At 70.6% G+C, this 15,875-nt stretch carries 21 protein-coding genes; 9 read left to right on the top strand and 12 right to left on the bottom strand.

Going from position 1 to position 15,875, the window contains the following annotated elements; all coding sequences use genetic code 11:
* The first annotated feature begins 338 nt into the window (after positions 1 to 338).
* The 6 genes from IT780_RS37965 (at position 339) to IT780_RS37945 (ending at position 4,318) form a co-directional block, all read left to right on the top strand.
* Positions 339 to 1,703 carry a DUF2254 domain-containing protein gene (locus tag IT780_RS37965; RefSeq protein ID WP_199516707.1) on the top strand — a complete coding sequence of 455 codons (1,365 nt, stop codon included), beginning with the start codon at positions 339 to 341 and terminating at the stop codon, positions 1,701 to 1,703.
* 254 nt (positions 1,704 to 1,957) lie between these two features.
* Positions 1,958 to 2,287 (top strand): PRC-barrel domain-containing protein, encoded by a 330-nt coding sequence (locus tag IT780_RS43585; RefSeq protein ID WP_372443898.1) that lies wholly within the window; start codon positions 1,958 to 1,960, stop codon positions 2,285 to 2,287.
* Between the two features lie 227 nt (positions 2,288 to 2,514).
* Entirely contained in the window at positions 2,515 to 2,811 is a 297-nt protein-coding gene (locus IT780_RS37955) for a GlsB/YeaQ/YmgE family stress response membrane protein (RefSeq protein WP_199516706.1), read from the top strand.
* Between the two features lie 100 nt (positions 2,812 to 2,911).
* Positions 2,912 to 3,079, top strand: a complete 168-nt coding sequence (locus IT780_RS37950; RefSeq protein ID WP_199516705.1) for a hypothetical protein — start codon at positions 2,912 to 2,914, stop codon at positions 3,077 to 3,079.
* Positions 3,080 to 3,182: 103 nt separating this feature from the next.
* Complete coding sequence (locus tag IT780_RS42395; protein ID WP_233414186.1) at positions 3,183 to 3,533, top strand: hypothetical protein; 351 nt, start codon at positions 3,183 to 3,185, stop codon at positions 3,531 to 3,533.
* On the top strand, positions 3,464 to 4,318 hold the full coding sequence (locus IT780_RS37945; RefSeq protein ID WP_307831601.1) for an AI-2E family transporter: 855 nt from the start codon (positions 3,464 to 3,466) through the stop codon (positions 4,316 to 4,318). Before IT780_RS42395 ends, IT780_RS37945 begins: the two co-directional genes overlap by 70 nt.
* A 23-nt stretch (positions 4,319 to 4,341) precedes the next feature.
* On the opposite strand, the gene IT780_RS37940 is transcribed toward IT780_RS37945, so the two are convergent.
* The 12 genes from IT780_RS37940 to IT780_RS37885 form a co-directional block, all read right to left on the bottom strand.
* Complete coding sequence (locus IT780_RS37940; protein ID WP_199516703.1) at positions 4,342 to 4,614, bottom strand: GlsB/YeaQ/YmgE family stress response membrane protein; 273 nt, start codon at positions 4,612 to 4,614, stop codon at positions 4,342 to 4,344.
* Positions 4,615 to 4,747: 133 nt separating this feature from the next.
* The gene (locus IT780_RS37935) at positions 4,748 to 5,026 is read right to left on the bottom strand and encodes a glycine betaine ABC transporter substrate-binding protein (RefSeq protein WP_199516702.1); all 279 of its coding nucleotides are present in this window, start codon (positions 5,024 to 5,026) and stop codon (positions 4,748 to 4,750) included.
* Positions 5,027 to 5,426: 400 nt separating this feature from the next.
* Positions 5,427 to 6,839, bottom strand: a complete 1,413-nt coding sequence (locus IT780_RS37930) for an NADH-quinone oxidoreductase subunit N (RefSeq protein ID WP_199516701.1) — start codon at positions 6,837 to 6,839, stop codon at positions 5,427 to 5,429.
* Positions 6,836 to 8,320 carry a complex I subunit 4 family protein gene (locus IT780_RS37925; RefSeq protein WP_199516700.1) on the bottom strand — a complete coding sequence of 495 codons (1,485 nt, stop codon included), beginning with the start codon at positions 8,318 to 8,320 and terminating at the stop codon, positions 6,836 to 6,838. The genes IT780_RS37930 and IT780_RS37925 overlap by 4 nt, the downstream gene beginning before the upstream one ends.
* 2 nt (positions 8,321 to 8,322) lie before the next feature.
* Positions 8,323 to 10,173 carry a proton-conducting transporter transmembrane domain-containing protein gene (locus IT780_RS37920; protein ID WP_199516699.1) on the bottom strand — a complete coding sequence of 617 codons (1,851 nt, stop codon included), beginning with the start codon at positions 10,171 to 10,173 and terminating at the stop codon, positions 8,323 to 8,325.
* On the bottom strand, positions 10,170 to 10,475 hold the full coding sequence (locus tag IT780_RS37915; protein ID WP_199516698.1) for an NADH-quinone oxidoreductase subunit NuoK: 306 nt from the start codon (positions 10,473 to 10,475) through the stop codon (positions 10,170 to 10,172). Before IT780_RS37915 ends, IT780_RS37920 begins: the two co-directional genes overlap by 4 nt.
* Positions 10,472 to 11,008 (bottom strand): NADH-quinone oxidoreductase subunit J, encoded by a 537-nt coding sequence (locus IT780_RS37910; RefSeq protein ID WP_199516697.1) that lies wholly within the window; start codon positions 11,006 to 11,008, stop codon positions 10,472 to 10,474. Before IT780_RS37910 ends, IT780_RS37915 begins: the two co-directional genes overlap by 4 nt.
* Position 11,009: 1 nt before the next feature.
* Positions 11,010 to 11,933, bottom strand: coding sequence for an NADH-quinone oxidoreductase subunit H (locus IT780_RS37905; RefSeq protein ID WP_199516696.1), 924 nt, complete (start codon positions 11,931 to 11,933; stop codon positions 11,010 to 11,012).
* Positions 11,933 to 13,117, bottom strand: a complete 1,185-nt coding sequence (locus IT780_RS37900) for a hypothetical protein (RefSeq protein WP_199516695.1) — start codon at positions 13,115 to 13,117, stop codon at positions 11,933 to 11,935. Before IT780_RS37900 ends, IT780_RS37905 begins: the two co-directional genes overlap by 1 nt.
* Positions 13,108 to 13,431 (bottom strand): NADH-quinone oxidoreductase subunit A, encoded by a 324-nt coding sequence (locus IT780_RS37895; protein ID WP_199516710.1) that lies wholly within the window; start codon positions 13,429 to 13,431, stop codon positions 13,108 to 13,110. Before IT780_RS37895 ends, IT780_RS37900 begins: the two co-directional genes overlap by 10 nt.
* A gap of 249 nt (positions 13,432 to 13,680) precedes the next feature.
* A complete protein-coding gene (locus IT780_RS37890) occupies positions 13,681 to 14,178 on the bottom strand; it encodes a hypothetical protein (RefSeq protein WP_199516694.1) in 498 nt (165 codons plus the stop codon).
* A 44-nt stretch (positions 14,179 to 14,222) separates the two neighbouring features.
* The gene (locus tag IT780_RS37885) at positions 14,223 to 14,564 is read right to left on the bottom strand and encodes an STAS domain-containing protein (RefSeq protein WP_199516693.1); all 342 of its coding nucleotides are present in this window, start codon (positions 14,562 to 14,564) and stop codon (positions 14,223 to 14,225) included.
* A gap of 289 nt (positions 14,565 to 14,853) precedes the next feature.
* On the opposite strand from IT780_RS37885, the gene IT780_RS37880 reads away from it, so the two are divergent.
* The 3 genes from IT780_RS37880 (at position 14,854) to IT780_RS37875 (ending at position 15,783) form a co-directional block, all read left to right on the top strand.
* On the top strand, positions 14,854 to 15,276 hold the full coding sequence (locus IT780_RS37880; RefSeq protein WP_199516692.1) for a PRC-barrel domain-containing protein: 423 nt from the start codon (positions 14,854 to 14,856) through the stop codon (positions 15,274 to 15,276).
* 17 nt (positions 15,277 to 15,293) lie between these two features.
* A complete protein-coding gene (locus tag IT780_RS42930; protein WP_267910242.1) occupies positions 15,294 to 15,416 on the top strand; it encodes a hypothetical protein in 123 nt (40 codons plus the stop codon).
* Between the two features lie 85 nt (positions 15,417 to 15,501).
* Complete coding sequence (locus tag IT780_RS37875) at positions 15,502 to 15,783, top strand: STAS domain-containing protein (RefSeq protein ID WP_199516691.1); 282 nt, start codon at positions 15,502 to 15,504, stop codon at positions 15,781 to 15,783.
* Positions 15,784 to 15,875 lie beyond the last annotated feature (92 nt).

Here is a 15,875-nt window from a genome sequence, read left to right as displayed (position 1 = left end):
CACGCCCTCCGGCGTGCTCGCCGGAGTCTTCTTCTTCGCCACCGCGGAAGTATCCACGGCATCCGTCATGACGGTCATCAGGTGCGTCTCCTTGATCAGGAGTTACACCGTTCGTTTTACAGTCCCGCTGTTCGCGTTCCGCGTGCGGCGCGGAGATCGGCCACAACAACCTGCGTTCAGCCGACGCTGTCGGGGTACTGCCATCTTCGGGCTCGTGCCCTGGCCGGCCGGTCCGGCCGGGGCGGAGGCGGAATCCGGCGGGAGGGCGCCCGGCCCCGCCGTACGGGGCGCACTGCCCAGCGCTTACCCAGAGCAAACGGCAGCCGGAGGTCCCCACCATGAAGTCCCGCATCTCCTCACGGATCGGCATGCAGGTCTTCGCCGACTGGCTGCGGACCGAGCTGTGGCCGTTACCCGCCCTTGCCATCGCGGGCGCGATCGCGCTCGGTGTGGCCATGCCGCAGCTCGATGCCCGGGTGGTGGACGACCTGCCGCCGGCCGTCACGGCATACCTGTTCACCGGTGGTCCGGAGGCGGCCCGCAGCGTGCTGCAGACGGTGGCCGGTTCCCTGATCACGGTGACGTCGCTGACGTTCTCTCTCACCGTGGTGACCCTGCAGCTGGCGAGTGGTCAGTACTCACCGCGCCTGCTGCGCACGTTCACCCGGGACCGGACGGTGCATACGGCGCTGGCTGTCCTGCTGGGCACCTTCACCTACGCCCTCACCGTTCTGCGTACGGTACGTGGGGAGCACGGCGACCTGGCCGCCTTCGTGCCACAGCTGTCCGTGACGGTAGCGTACGTGCTCGCGGTCGCCAGCGTGCTCACCGTCGCGGGGTTTCTCGCCCATCTCGCTCAGCAGATCCGGGTGGAGTCGATGCTGCGCGACGTACACGCCGACGGCACTCGGACCATCCGCCGTACGATGCCCTCGGCCGCCGACGACGCACAGCAACCGGCGGCGGTCGCACGCTCCGGGCCGGCCGCCACGCTGAACGCCCACCGGTCCGGCTTTCTGGCCTCAGCCGACGGCCGGGCACTCGTCGAGGCTGCCCGCGCCGCCGGGGTCGTTCTCCGTGTCGACCGGTTGCCCGGCGCGTCCGTCATCGCCGGGACACCCGTGGCCACGGCATGGCGTCCGGACGGATCCATGATCGACGCCAAGACCCGAGAAGCGTGCGAGGAGCACGTGAACAGCGCCCTGCAGCTCACCTTCGAACGCACGGCGGCGCAGGATGTGGCGTTCGCCGTACGCCAGATCACCGATGTCGTCGTGAAGGCCCTGTCGCCGGGCGTCAACGATCCCACGACCGCCGTACACGCCCTCGGTCACGCTTCGGCGCTGCTCTGTGAAGCAGCAGAGCGCGCGTGGGGCGATCGGAGTCTGACCGACGACGCGGGTCAGGTCCGGGCCGTGCTGGCACGGCCGACTTTCGCGTCGCTGCTGGAGCTGGCGGTCAGTCAGCCTCGCCGGTACGGCTCCGCGGAGCCCGCGGTCCTGGCCCGGATCCTGCAGCTTCTGAGGGAGGTCGCTTGGGTCGCGCGCGATCCGTCGCACCGGGCACCTGTCCTCGATCAGCTCGCGCGTACCCGGACGGTGGCCGACCGGGAGGACTTCGACCCCGCTGAGCGGTCCGGCCTGGCCGAAGACGCCCGCCTCGTGGACGCCGCGCTGGCGGGCAGTTGGCCGTCCGGCGGATGAGACATCAGCATGCCGCCCGCCTGACGGGAGCCGTGGGCCAACGCACGGGCGTCGCGAAGGCGGGCCGGGGCGCCGGGCACCATGACCCGGCCGGCGCAGGTCGTGTTCCGGTCGGGCCGGCGGGGCCTGGGCCCCTTCGTCATGACCCTGTCACGTCTTCGTGCACCGATCGCTCCGGCGGGCGACGGACTCTCGTGGTGAGGCGGGCGTGAGCACTCCGCAGCCGGCCACCTGTGAGACGGAAGGAAACGACGATGGCACCGGAAAGCACCACCGCACTGATCAAACTCAGCGACAGCGACAAGATCCTGGCCGACCCGGCCGACGACATCCGGGGCCGCCCGGTACGAGATCCCCACAGCGACGATCTCGGCACGGTCGAGGACCTGCTGATCGACGACGGCGAGGACAAGGTCCGCTTCCTGCGTGTGGAACACGTGGGATCCTCGGCTTCGGCGCGACCCCATCCTTCATTCCGGTCGACGCGATCAGGGAGATCACGGACGACGCCGTCACCGTGGGTGAATCGCGGGAGCGGGTGGCGGGTGCCCGCGCTACGACCCCTCACTGATCGAAGGCGATGAGTACTTCACCGAACTGTACGGCTATGACGGGTACATGCCGTACTGGCGTACGGGTTATCTGTATCCAGGACTGCCCTACCGGGGCCGCTGAGCGCCACCTCGGCCCACCGTCCGTTTGTCATCCGACTGTCATGCCGCTGGGCAGGTTCTGACGAGTTCGCGCGGCACGTTGAGATGTACCGCCGGTCCGCGCTCCGCGGGAGCACCACACGTGAAGGATCCCGCCCATGACCCTCAGCAGCCTGTTCACTGCCGTGGCTCTGGGCGTCGTCGTGGGCTTCTGCGGTGGATGGTCGGTCCCAGCCGGTCGCCGCCTGCCCTTCTGGGTGCCCCTGGCCGTGGCCATGTGCGCGGCGATGCTGGGCTCCGTCATCGCCGGCATCGCCGGCATCGACACCTCCGGCGTGACCCCGGTGGAGTTGGTGCTGCAAGGGATCTTCGCCGCAGCGGCGGTGAGCCTCGTCGCCGGAACCGCGGAGCGACGCACGCCGGGTCACCGCTACGACCCGGGAGGCTCGCGGTGACCGCTGTCCCGAGCGGCGCAGGAATCCTGCGTTCCCGAGTCTCGAGGCGGCGCCGCGGGCGATACGCCGGCACACCGTTCAACCGCATGCGGAGACCATCATGTTCATGCGCATCTTCCTCGTCACTCTCGCCGTCGCCGGAGCGGTCGTCGCCGCTCTGGGGGTCCTGCTCTCCGTCGGCGCTCTGATCCTCATCGGCGCAGCGCTGCTGGTCGTCGCCCTCGTCATGGGCGCTCTCGCTGCGCCGCGCACCCGACGCGGCCGGTGACTCGGGTGCTTCGAACGCAACGGGGTGGGTACGCGACAGGAGGTAGCGCCCTGCATGACGACGGCCCGTCCGGCTCGTCGCGTGCCGAGGCGGAGGAGAGCTCATGCTGTTGCGGAGCGACGGACGCGCATCGTCGTCGAGACCCCTGATCCATGCCGCCAGGACCGTCGCCGCAGTGCTCGTGCTCGCGGTCGCGGCCTACGTGACCGCGCGGATCCTGGCGAGCCTGGCTCCGATGACCATGGCGATCATCGCGGCCCTGCTGCTGACGGCGCTCATCGCCCCGTTGACCATGCGGTTGAAGAGGTGGCATCTGCCGGCGACAGTCGCCGCGCTGACCACCGTCGTCGGTCTGCTCACCTTGCTGGCGGAGCCTCGTACCTCATCGGGCGGCGTGCCACCTCCGAGCTCGATGATCTGCAGAGTCAGGTCGTCGAGGGTCTCGACCGGCTGAGGCAGACCGCGCTGGACACCCTGCCGGGCCTGGACGCCCGCCGCCTGGACGAGATCACCAACGGCGTGGCGGACGCCGTCCGGCAGGCACTGCCCAGCCCTGTCGCCGGAGCGACCAGCGCCGCGGAGATCCTGGCCTCAGCGCTGCTCGCCGTGTTCTTGCTGTTCTTCTTCCTGCGCGACGGCGAACAGATGTGGTCCTGGATGATGCACCGGATGCCGGCATCACGAGCCGGGCGCATCGACCGTGCCGGCCGATCGGGCTGGCAGACGCTCATGTCGTACACCCACGGCACCGCAGCCGTCGCAGCGGTGGACGCCATCGGCATCGGCGCGGCCCTGTTCATCCTGCAGGTCCCGCTCGCGCTGTCCCTGGCCCTGCTGACCTTCATCTCAGCGTTCGTGCCGATCATCGGTGCGACCGTGGCCGGCGCCGCCGCAGCGCTGGTAACGCTGGTCACCAACGGATCACGAGACGCCCTCATCGTCCTGGCGGTCGTGGTGATTGTCCAGCAGGTGGAGGGCAACCTGCTGCAGCCGGTGGTGATGCGCCGGGCGATCCAACTGCACCCGGTGATCACTCTGCTGGCAGTCACGGCGGGCACTCTCGTCGCGGGCGTCGCCGGAGCCCTCATCGCCGTACCGCTGTGCGCGGTGATCTATCACGCCGTGCTCGGCTACCGCGACGACGGTGGCCGGCAGCCGGACAAGCAATCAGCGGAGCCTGCAACCGCCGGCGATGAACCGCGGCCGGCCCAGCCGGTGGCGAAGTCCGCGAGCGGATAGGCACATGGCGGACGACACCGGGGTTACCGCCCGGGGTCCGGGCGCCGCTGCGTCCTGGCCAGCATCACCGCCACGCCGGTAGCGGCGAAGAAGAATTGCATCGAGAGGTCCAGCGGCAGGCTGCCGACTGGCGCCCCGGCGAGCCAGGCCGCGACGGTGCCGCAGACCGCCGCGGCAGCGCCTATTGCCGGCGGCAGCCACAGCGGCAGGCCGCGCCGCACGGACACGCTGATACCCACGGCGAACCCGACCGCTATGCCAACGGCCGCCGCGGTGATGAGGCTGGTGAACGACATGGATGTCCCTGCCCTCGATGGCGAAAACGGATGGTCGCGTGGCGTCGTGGTGAGACCGACAGATCGGGTTCGGCGGACCCGCCGTACCCGGTCATCCCACCGCGGATCGCCACCAGCATCGGTATTCCTGGGCTCAGGCGAACCGCCGCCCGAGGGAAGGGTCGGCATGAGCGTCGAGATCAGCCAGCGACGTGATGCCCAGCTTGTCGGTGACGTATCCCGGCACGGCCGGAGCGTACTGCGTGCCCGTGAGCACCGTGCCGATCACTTCGGCCTTGCCGCTGTCGAGCACCGGCTGGAACGTCTCCTGCTGACTGGGCCACCAGTTGCCGAGATAGGCGTCCGCCTGGCTGGTGGAGAGCGCCTGCGCGCAGCGCGGAGACCACAGCACGGCCAGCGTTCTTCTGAGCATGGTCGGCTCTTTTCCGTTCGTGTAAGTACGTTGTCGGGCTTTCCGCACCAGGGTCGACGTGCGTCGAATCTCCACCGGTCCCGCGAGGACACCGGCGCCGAACTGCTCCGTCCTGCGCCGGACGCCGGGGTACCGGCTGGTTCCCGCATCGCCCTCTCGCCTTCAGGTCTCGCGGCTCAGCACTCAGGCTTCCGCCAGCCCCGCCCAGGGACGCTACACAAGGCGACCGCCGCTCCCGGGCCGACAAATCCATTCTTATACGTTTCTGTCGCGTGGGTCCTCGAGGTACGTCATCGAACAGATCGAAGGCGGTCATCAACCTGTCATGTTCGGCGTACGCCCGGGCATGAATAGGGGCCACCGCGGCTGGAGCGGCGGATTGACGATCGGGTGATGACGGCTACCGGACGAGCGTCCCGCTGACCATGTCGACCAGCAGGCCGCCCAGTGTGCCGGCCAGAACGGTGCCGGCGCCGGCGCAGGCCGCCACGATCGAGGCGGCCCGGGCGCTGCTGTGCCCCTTCGATTCCTCGGACGAGGCGGCCGGTGCCGCCGAGAACGCGGGAGCCAGCCACCGCAGGTAGTAGTACAGGCTTGCGACAGTGTTGATCGCGGCCAGCACCACGAGCCAGGCGAGACCGCCCTCCCAGGCGGCGCTGAAGACGGCGACCTTGCCGACGAAGACGGCGGTGGGCGGGGTTCCGACGAGTCCCAGCAGGCAGACCACCAGGGCCGCGGCCAGCATCGGCCGACGGCGTGCCAACCCGCGATACCCGTCCAGGGTGTCACGGCCCGGAGATGCGGCCACCACGGCGAAGGCGCCGATGTTGGTCACCGCGTACCCGATCAGATAGGCCAGCAGCGCCGGCAGAGCCCGACCGCCCGTGCCGGCGACCGCGACGGCCATGAGCAGGTAACCCACCTGGCTGATGGTCGAGTACGCCAGCAGTCGCTGCACCGACGTCTGCCCGAACGCCGCGAAGTTGCCCAGCACCATGGTGACCGCGGCGACGGCCGCCAGAAACGCCGGCCAGCCGCTGCCGGACGGCACCACCTCGACCAGGCGGTACGCCGCGATCAGGGCGCCGATCTTCGGCACCGTCGTCAGCAGCGCCGCTGCGCCGGTGGTGGCGCCCTGCACGGTGTCCGGGACCCAGAAATGCACGGGTGCGGCGCCGGCCTTGAACATCAGCCCCGCCAGCACCGCCACGATTCCGACGGTTACCACGCCGCCCGGTGCGGCGGGCAGGCCGGCTGCCAGCTGCCGGTAGCCGGTCCCGCCGGCACCGGCGTAGAGCAGGCTCACGCCAACCAGCATGATCACACCGACGAGCGCCCCCATCAGGTACAGCTTCAACGCCGCCTCTCCCCCGCGGGCGTCGCGGCCCCAGCCTGCCAGCCCGTACAGCGGGATGGTCGCCAGCAGGTATCCGACGGCGAGCAGGATCAGGTCGGATGCGCCTGCCATGAGGACCGCACCGAGGGTGGCCAGCAGCACCAGAACATAGAACTCGCTCTGCCGGCGGTCCCCGGCGACCCGAGCGGTCGCCAGGGCGATGACCATCAGGGCCGCCGCGGGCGCGGCCACGCGGGCGGTGCTGGTCGCCACGTCGATGGCGTACGTGTGGTCGTACACGGTCTGGTCGGCACGGCCGACGACCGCCACAGCGATCGAGCCCGCCAGCGCGAGAGCGGAAAGGACTCCCGCGATGCCCTGCCGGTGGCGGGGCAGGAACGATCCGCACACCAGGGTGGCGACCGCCCCGACAAGCAGGAGAATCTCCGGCAGCAGCGCCAGGGGCTTCTCGTTCACCGCGCCACCAGGTCCACCACGTTGTGAGCGGCGGGCTCGATCAGGTCGAGCAACGGCCGCGGGAAGATCCCGATGACCACGGACAACGTCAGCAGCGGGGCGATCGCGGCGATCTCGCTGCCGGTCACATCTGCCGGCCGCGACAGCGCATGTCTGGACGGCCCCAGGAACAATCGGTGCAACGCCCACAGAAACAGCGCAGCAGTCAGCAGGATCCCGAGCAGGGCGATTCCGGCGCCGACCGGCGCCGGGCCGAAGCTGCCGGCGAAGATCTGGAACTCGGCGATGAAGCCGCTGAAACCGGGCAGGCCGAGGGAGGCGAACGCGGCGATCACTGTCAGCGCGGTGAAGCGCGGGGTGTCGGCGGCCAGCCCGCCGTATGCGTCCATCTCGTAGGTGCCACCCCGCTCGTAGAGGATGCCGGCGAGAAGGAACAACGCGCCGGTGATGAGACCGTGGCTGACCATCTGGGTGACCGCGCCGGTCAGCGCGACGGCCCGGGCCTGCGGATCCGTGCCGGCGACCAGACCGGCGGCGCCCACGGCGAGCAGGATGTAGCCCATGTGGTTGACCGACGTGTAGGCGATCATGCGTTTGAAGCTGGTCTGCGCCAGTGCTACCAGGGCGCCGTAGAGGACACTGACCACGCCGACGACGACGGCCACGACCGCATAGCGTCGCCAGGCCTCGGGCAGCATGGGCATCGCGATGCGCAGAAAGCCATAGGTGCCCATCTTCAGCAGCACACCGGCCAGCACAGCGGAACCCGCGGCGGGGGCGTCGGTGTGCGCGGGTGGAAGCCAGGTGTGGAAAGGGAATGTCGGGGTCTTGACGGCAAGGCCGACGCCGATGGCGAGAAGCACGAGCCCTCCGGCGACGCCGCGGCCGTTCAGCGGTGCCTGCGCGGTCAGCGCCAGCATGTCGAACGTGTGCGGGCTGGCCGCCAGGAACAGGCCGATGAACCCGACGAGCAGCGCGAGCGAGCCGATGAAGGTGTAGAGGAAGAACTTCAGCGCCGAGCGTGCCGCCTGGGCGCCGTGACCCCAGCCGGCGATCACGGCATACATGCCCACGATGGACAAGTCGAAGAAGACGAAGAAGACGAGCAGGTCCAGGGCCGCGAACAAACCGATGCAGGTCGTTTCCAGTGCCAGGAACAGCGCGGCGAACCGGCGCGGCCGGTCGCCGTGGCGCCGGGAGTAGATCGCACACATGCAGAAGACGACTGCTGTGAGCCCGATCAGCGGCAGCGACAGGCCGTCCAGCCCCAGGTGGTATCGCGACCCCACCCCTGGGATCCACGGCGTATCCACCTCGTACCCGATACCGCCGTCGTAGCCTGCCCACAGCGCGGCGACCGCCGCGACCTCTGCCCCGCTCACCAGGATCCACACCCAGTGGACCGCGCGGTCGGGCGGCTTCGGCCACAGGAGCAGAATCACCGCGACGCATGCGGGTGCGAACACCAGCAGGGAGAGCATCGTCACCTCACCAGGAGCAGCAGCAGAGCAGCGGCAGCCGCGAGGACCACGACGGCTTGGGCGTAGTACTGGTGCACCTGGCCGGTCTGCGGATATCGTGCCAACTCCCCGAACCGGCGCGCACCGGCGGCGATCCGCGTCACCAGACCGTCGAGCCCGGCATCGTCGAGCCGGGCGAACACGGCGGCCGTACGGCGCCCGGCCGGTGCCACCGCCATCACGGCGCGGTCGAGCACCCGGTCGTCGAAGGCCGCCAGGCCACGCGACAGCGCCAGCACCGGGCGCACGACGCCGCGATCGGCGGCGGCCGCCAGACCCAGCCAGGCGCGCGTCCAGCCGGGCGCCGGCAAGCGCGGCGCGAGCAGGACCGCGACCACCAGCACGACGACGGCCAGGCCACCGGACAGGGCCATCGCGACGCCGGTCGCCGACGGCTGCGCCGGTACACCGAGCAGCCGTTCGAAGGAAGCCGCAACCGGTGGCAGTGCCGGCAGTTCCAGCAGCACGGCGCCCACAGCGAGGACCATCAGCGGGATCTTCTGCCATGCCCCGATATGGCGGGTGCCACGGTCCTCGGTGTCGTAGCCTGCGGGCGCGTCGGCGCGCAGCGGCCGTAGCACCAACCCCAGGGCCTTACCGGCGTAAGCGGCCGACAGTGCCGCCGCGATCAGTGAGACGACATACAGCGGCCACGAGTACTCCTTCGTCGCTGCGAGCACCTCGTCCTTGGTCGCCCACAACGCCAGCGGCGGCACCCCCGCGAGCGACACCGCCCCGGCCGCGAACACCACGCCGACCCACCGGTAGCGGCGGCCGGCGCCCCGCAGCGCAGCCAGCTGCCGCGTACCCAGCGCGGTGAGCCACGCCCCGGCAGCGAGAAAGAGCAGCGCCTTGGTGGCCGCATGCCCGATCAGATGCGCGGCGCCACCGGCTACACCGCCGGTCGCCGCGCCGAGCACCACGAAGCCGAGCTGCGCCGCGGTCGACGCGGCGAGCAGTTGCTTGAGGTCTGACTGGCCCACCGCGACGACACCGAGCACGAGCGCCGTGATCGCTCCTACCCACGCTGCTGTGGCAGCCGCCCACGCCGTGGCGGCCAGCAACGCGTGCAGCCGCAGCAGCAGATAGCCGCCCATCGCCACCATCGCCGCCGAATGCAGCAACGCGCTCACCGGACTGGGGCCGAGCATCGCCTTGGACAGCCAGAACGAGAAGGGCAGCTGCGCGGCCTTGCCCAGCGCCGCCGTCAGCACCCCGGCCGCCACCACCTCCCGCCACGGGCCGGGCAGCTGTACCAGCTGGTCCAGGCCCAGGCCTGCGCCCGCCGCCAGCGCCGCCCCGGCGGCCAGGTACAGGCCCAGATCACCGAGGCGGGTGGTCAAGAACGCGGTCGTGCCGGCGGCCAGACGGTCCGGGTCGCGCCAGACGAACGCGATCAGCCCGTACGAGGTCGCACCCATGACCTCCCAGCCCAGCAGCAACGCCGGCAGCGTTGCCGCGGTCGTGGTGAGCAGGACGGCTGCCACGAACACCAGCATCAGGCCGAAGAACCGGGCGCGCCCGGACCGGACGTCTCCCACGGAGAAGACGAGCACGAGCAGGGACACCGCGGCGACCGCCACGACTGTCACAGCGGCCAGCCCGTCGACCCTCAACGCGAAAGCGGCGCCGGCCACGAACGGGACGCTCACCGCGGGCCGCGTCCACGCCGCACCGAGCGCAAGCACCAGAACGGCGGCGGCGGTGAACACCCCGACGGCCGGAGCGGCCCGGCCGGCCCCGCGTCCGCCGAGCGCCAGCACGGCACCGGCCGTGGCGGGCAGGGTGACCAGTGTCCACAGCACCGCGGTCATCGGCGCAGCTCCCCCGCCATATCGGTCATGTCCACATCCTTGGCGCGGAACAACAACGTCGTCACGGCGAAGCCCATCGCCATCTCCACGGTCATCGCCGCCAGCACCACCAGCACCAGCACCTGCCCGTCCGCGCGGGCCGGAGACAGGAAGTACCAGAACGCGGCCCCGGCGACGACCAGGCCGTTGATCATCAGCTCGAGACCCATCATCACCATCACGACCGCCTGCTGACTCAGCGCGCCGTACAGGCCGACCGAGAACAGCGCCGCGGCCAGCAGCAGGCACATCTCCAGCGTCATGAGCCGGCCTCACCGGTCGGTGCCGCCGGCTCCGGCGGGTCATAGCGGCCGCGTCCGGTGGCCAGCACCAGCGCCGACACGATCGTGGCGAACAGCACCGCCGACACCGCGATCATGACCAGCATCTTCGACCCCATGATCGCCTCGCCCAGGGCATGCGTCGGGTCGGCGGGCACGCGGCCGCGACGCTGCGGCCACGGCGTCATCACCACACCGGCCGCCAGCAGCCCGAACATGCCGATCGAGATGGCCCGCGCGCCACGCTTGTTGTGCACCATCGACATCGGCATCAGCCCTGCCGGGTTCATCATGTACATGATCATGAAGACGACCATGACGGCCATCTCCATCAGCATCATGAGGATCGTGATCACCCCGAGGTACGGGGCGTCGAGCAGCAGGATCACCGCGCCGACCGCCACGAACGACGCCGCGAGCGCGACGGTCGCCCGGGCCATCGAATCGACCACAAACACCGCGATCCCGGCCCCCACCGCCGCCAGACTCAAAGCCAGAAACGCCACCAGTCGCATGTCAGCTCCCCCCATAAGTCAGCACGGAGACCACCAGCAGCTGCACCAGCGTCAACGGCAGCAACACCAGCCAGGCCCGCTTCATCACCCGGTCAGCCCGCAGGATCGGCAGCCGTCGGCGCATCGCGACCAACACGGCCAGCACCGCGAGGATCTTCAGCCCGCTCCACAGCCAGCCCGGCAACAGCGGTCCGGCCCCGCCGCCGAGGAACAAGGCCGTGGCCATCCCCGCGCCGGCCGCCAGCAACGCGTACCGGCCCGTGAGCAGCAGCAGCCGGTCCACCCCGGACGGCTCGGCCAGCACGCCCGCGGCGACATCCCACCCGGCCGGGTAGCTCAGCGGCCCCCACACACTGAACCCGGTCACCGCCAGCAGGAACACCAGGAAGGCGACCGGCGCCCATACCACGAACCACACACGGTCCTGGGCCGCGACCACCTCGCTGAGGCGCAGGCTCCCGGCCGCGACCGCCGGAGCCGTCAGCGCGAACATCAACGGCAGCTCGTACGCCAGCGCCTGCGCCACGAACCGGTAACCGCCCACCAGCCCGTACACACTGTTGGCGCCCCAACCGGCGCACCACCACAGCAGCCACAACGCCACATCGAAGGCGTTGAACCAGACCACCCCCACCACAGGGTCGGTCACCGCCCGACCGCCCAGCGGGATGACCACCGCCATCAGCAACGCCACCACGAGAGGACCCGACGTACCGAGACGCCACAGCAGCGCGTCCGGTGCCACCGTGGTCCGCCTCCGCTGGCGCAACAAACGCGCCGCCTCCCACACCGGGCGACCGACCCGCTCACGCCAGCCACCGCCACGCCTCGCGGAGTCGAGGACGGCGTCCAGCACCGCAGCGGTGGCGGTGAAGCTCATCAGCACCACGGCGGCGACAGGCACCGTCCACACCGGGTACGACATCAGTCCTCCACCCGGCGTGGCACCGCGACCGCGATCTCGTCGGGATCCGGGTCGAACGAGGCCAGCACGATCCGCGCCGCCGCCAGGTCCAGACCCACCATCAGCCGGCAGGCCGCATCCAGCAGCGCTGCTGACGCGGTGCGGTCCCCGCGGCCGCGGCCACGCGGACCGACAGCGGGCCCCGGATCGCGGCCGGCCAGCACCGCGTCGGCGTCGGTCAGCCAGCACCGCCACCGCGCCGTCACGTCCCCGCCGTCGTCCGCCGCCCGCGCCGCCGGACCGGTGACGTCCAGGCGCCGGGCCATCTGCGGCGTCAACACGCCCAGCCCGTCAGTGGCCCACCGCAAGGTCCGCGACCGTCGCAACCGCCGATCCACCACCGCGAGCCGGGAACGGACATCGCTCACCGGCCCTGCCCCCAGGGCGGCGTCGCGGACGACCCGCACCCGCTGCGCCATGGCCGGCCATCCCACCACGGCGAGCAGACGGGCCAGCGAGTCCAGATGGGCCGCCGCCCGGCGGCGGCCGTCAGCGCCGTCCCAGAACGACGGCACCGCGGTGCTCTCAGCGCCGACGACGCGGGCGTCCACCTTCCGCACCACGTCACCCTGCACGGCGGCGGTCACCACCAGACCTGCCGGCCAGTCCGCCAGCACCGGACCCAGGGTCACCTCCAGCACGTCCAGCTTCAAGCCGTCGCGGTCGTCGGCACGCTCGGCCATCATCAGCCCGCCCGGCATCGGCATCGACTCGCCGTGGCCGCCGTGCTCCGCGTGACCACGGTGGCCGGGAGATTCATCGGGGTCGCCGTCGTTCCGGTGATCTGCGCCGGTCCGCCATTCGTCGTGGCGCCGGAGCGCCTCGGCCCGCTGTCCGCCACCGGACAACCCGGCGACCGCCGCACGGATCGCCGCGCCGGCCGCAGCCGGATCCACCACCTGCGTCCGCACGCGGGGACCGGGCAACTGCCGCCACACGTCGCCGATCGCATCGGCCATCTCCTCGCCGGGGTATCCGACCACCACCAGGACGTCGGCGTCCGCCGGACTGGCCGTCACCACCGCCCCGACGTCGACGAGCGCGTCCTCGGTGGCCAGCCGCGCCGCCGTTGCGCCCGGCGTGATCGCGAGCAGCACGTGTGGCCGGCGCGCGGCCAGCCGATCGAGCCAACCGTCTACGACCATCGCAGTGCGCCCTCGCGCCACGCGTACACAACCCCGGCCATCAGCACGCCGAGGAAGGCGAACATCTCCACGATCGCGCCGGCGCCTTTGTCAGCGACGACCAACGCCCACGGGTACATGAACAACATCTCCACGTCGAAGGCGAGGAAAAGCAGCGTCACCGTGTACCAGCGGACATGAAACCGCGACATCGCGTGCTGCGCCGGAGGGCTGCCGGACACGAACGGCGACGCCCGCAGCGGATCAGCCGCCACGGCGGTGACCTGGTGCACCAGGTACAAGCCGGCGATGCCTCCGGCAGCCAGCGCCAGCATGGTCGCGACCGCCGGCAACGCGTCCATGACCACCTCCCTCCGTAGCGCGGCTGCCCTACCCGGCACTGCCGGGCTCAAACGATCCCCGCAGCAGCGGCTGGACCTCGGTGGGCCCCGAGGGCTGCCGTGCCGGCCTCGCCGTGGTGAAGAAGGGTTCAGTGCTTCGCGTACCGACAAGCCGGAGCAGTCAGGTCCCTACCGTTCTCGGCGGCATGCCTCACCGGGTCCGAACAGTTGTCCGCACCCGGGTCAGGGCCGTACGGCCCTGACGACCAGCACGGCGGTGAACAGCACCATGGCGGCGAGGCCGGCGTAGGCACCCCAGCCCACCTGCTGGCTCAACCCGTCGATGTGGATCAGCACCAGGTCGTCGCGCACAATGTCGCCGACGCCACGCGAATCGGCGCTCGCCGCGGACCAGCCCATCCCTTCACCCATGACCAGGGGTGGGATACGCGCCCAGGTCACGACGGTGACCGCGACGGCGGCCACGGCAAGACCCATGGCGCCCCAGCGCAGCACAGTCGCCGATCGACCCGGACGAAGGCCGGTCAACGCCGCCCCGGCCGCAACCAGGCAGGCGGTGACGGCGGCCGCCCACCAGGTGGACGACGCCCAGGCAGTAGCCGAGTTCGTGGCCCAGCCGTCCCCTTCGGCCCAGCCGGTGCGGAACCACGGCAACAGGCTTGTCGCGAGCACGAGCCTGGCTGCGACGGCTATCGGCCACCCCCGACGCATCAGGTCCATACCAGCGAAGTATCCGGGTTTGCTGCTCACATTTCCCGCGGCGCTCACACCTGGCCGGCAGCGCCACCCGAGAGGCAGCTGACCGCGTGCCGCCGGTCCGGGTACTGGGGGAATGCGGTGTCGAGCATGGCGCCGGACAAGATGCGACGTACCGCCGGGCTCGGCGCCACCAGGCACAGCCGGTGTCCCCGACGATCCGCCAGCTGGCGGCTCTCGAGGAGGGCACCCAGCGAGGCACAGTCGATGAGGGTGACATCGGCCAGGTCCACGAGAATGTCCGCGTTCAAGTCGACACAGTCCCTGAGACAGTCGCGCAGCAGTTCGACACCGTCGACGTCGACCTCGCCGTGCAGCTCGACGACGGTCGCCTCCACCTCGGAAGCCACGCGTACGGGGGTAACGGGTCGCTCCACTGTTCCTCCCAGGACGTGTCCTGTGCTTGCCGGCCCACGCTGTCACGCCGGCTTGGCGAACCGGCCGCAACCGTATGACAGAGGCGTGAAACTCGGACCGCCGGCGAAACCGTGCCGCCCGGCGCCGTAGCCGGGCCGGGTTTGTCACGGGTCTGTCATCACTCTGTGCAGCGGCCGCGCCGGTGCCGGAAGGACGCTGGTGGTGGGACCGGCGGCGACCACCGGCGAACCGGTCCGGCCCGAGGGCAGAAAGGAGAACTCGATGGCATCGCGAGGAACTACGTCACTGATCAAATTGAGCGACAGCGATCAGATCCTGGCCGATCCGGGTGAGGACATCCGCGGGCGGCAGGTGCGTGACGCTGACGGGGACGATCTGGGCACGGTCGACGATCTGCTGATCGACGACGGCGAAGGAAGGGTCCGCTTCCTGCGCGTGGCGCACGGGGGGATCCTGGGCTTCGGCGCCACGGCGTCGTTCATCCCGGTCGACGCGGTCACCCGCATCACCGACGACACCGTGTACGTGGGTGAGTCCCGCGACCGGGTCGCCGGGGCGCCCGGGTACGACCCCGAGCTCACCGAGGGATCCGAGTACTTCGAGCAGCTGTACGGGTACTACGGCTATATGCCGTACTGGGGTGGCGCCTATCTGCACCCAGGATTCCCCTACCGCAGTACGTGAGCGGCCGCGGAAGGACCGTGAGTCCCGCGGAGGTGACCTTCCAGGTCGTCTTCGCGGCCGCCGGGGTGAGCCTGGTCGCCGCCACCGCCGACCGCCGGCCCGAGGTCCAGCGCTTCGACGGTATGGGTGGGTCCCGATGACGGCGATGTGGTGTGGCCGGTCGTCTCCAGTCCCTGCTGGGCCGGGTCGATGAGTGCCCGTGGTGGCCCTCGACCACCGCGGGAGGTGGCGACGATCAAGATCACGGGAACGCTGACGGGCGCCGGCGGCAATCGGTGGGGGCGACTGATCCGCGACGCCGCCGAGCGGGCTCCGCGGTGTCTTGTCCTCGACCTGAGCGAGACCCCACGCGTCGACGAGACAGCGCTGGTGATGCTCCTGCAAGTACACCGCGCTCTGGAATGCAGGGTCGGACTGCTGGTGCTGCAGGCCCCACGGCCAGCGGTCCGGAACATGTTCCGGCTCGGACGGATAGACAGCGTCCTGCACATCGAGGACGCTGTCTAGGGCGCAAAGTGTCATGGGATTGTCACCATGCCGGGGGCTGTTCGTCGTGTCGGCATCGGAAAGTGGTGCCCGGTGCTGAACTCACCGAGCAG

The organism is Nucisporomicrobium flavum (genome assembly GCF_016464385.1).
GTDB classification, from domain to species: domain Bacteria; phylum Actinomycetota; class Actinomycetes; order Mycobacteriales; family Micromonosporaceae; genus Actinoplanes; species Actinoplanes flavus_A.
This window is presented reverse-complemented; position numbering and strand designations above follow the sequence as displayed.